Origin of the sequence: Cupriavidus phytohabitans, assembly GCF_000426345.1 — a bacterium.
GTDB lineage: Bacteria > Pseudomonadota > Gammaproteobacteria > Burkholderiales > Burkholderiaceae > Cupriavidus.
In genome coordinates, this window is record NZ_AUFE01000259.1 from 1 (window position 1) to 1,035 (window position 1,035).

Below are 1,035 nucleotides of genomic sequence, written 5' to 3' on the forward strand. Positions count from 1 at the left end.
ATCAGGCTTCTGCCGACCACGGTCTGACCGTCTTGCCATCACTGTTTGCTCGCCTGAGCAATCGGTGGTCTGGAGATTTCTCTTGCGTACGTTTCTATCTTTCAGTTCAAGCCTGCGCAGCCGGCCTGCCGGCAGCGGACACGTGATCAGGACTGAAGTCCCGGTTCTGTGTAAGCAGCGCCCAGACGATTCGCGCATTCTTGTTCGCGAGCGCAACGGCAGCCACATTGACGTTGCGCCGTATGAGCAATGTTTGGAGCCAACTGCTAGTCGCGCCTTTGGGCTTGGCCCGGTATATCACCGCGCGAGCGCCATGGATAAGCAGCGTTCGCAAATACGTATCCCCTCGCTTGCTGATGCCAAGCAAGACGTTTTTCCCTCCGCTGGAGTTTTGTCGAGGCACAAGACCGAGCCACGCCGCCAATTGGCGACCGCTAGTGAAGTTCCGAGCATTGCCTACGGTCGCCGCCAGTGCGCTGGCGGTAATCGGGCCGATGCCAGGCACTCGGGCCAGTTTGCGGCTCAACTCGTTGTCCCGGTGCCAAGCCTCAATCTGGGCGCCAATTTCGTCGGCCTGACGGTCCAGCTCTTTCAGATGCTCCAGCAAGCTCTGTATGAGCATACGGAACGGCCCGGGCAATTCATTGGTGGCATCCTCGATCAGCTCCGGCACCTGCCTGGCAATGTTCGCAATGCCTTGGGGAACAACCAACCCAAACTCGGCCAGCAAACCACGAATCTGGTTGGCCTGCGATGTGCGCGCTTTTACGAAGCCTTGCCGCGCACGATGCAGTGCCAGCACCGCCTGCTGCTCGACGTTCTTGATCGGCACAAACCTCATGTTCGGCCGTGCCACCGCTTCGCAGATCGCCTCGGCATCGGCCGCATCATTTTTGTTGGTCTTGACATACGGCTTGACGAACTGCGGTGCCATCAACCGCACCGTGTGGCCAAAGCTTTCCAGCTTGCGAGCCCAATGATGCGCGCTGCCACAAGCTTCCATTCCCACGACACTCGGCTCCAGGGTGGCAAAGA

Annotated in this window: 1 protein-coding gene; it reads right to left on the bottom strand. The window is 59.1% G+C overall.

Annotation, left to right across the window (positions count from 1 at the left end; translation table 11 throughout):
* Window positions 1-106 precede the first annotated feature (106 nt).
* Window positions 107-1,035 (bottom strand): IS110 family RNA-guided transposase (locus K309_RS39010; RefSeq protein WP_035878985.1); only part of this gene is annotated, 929 nt, incomplete at its 5' end.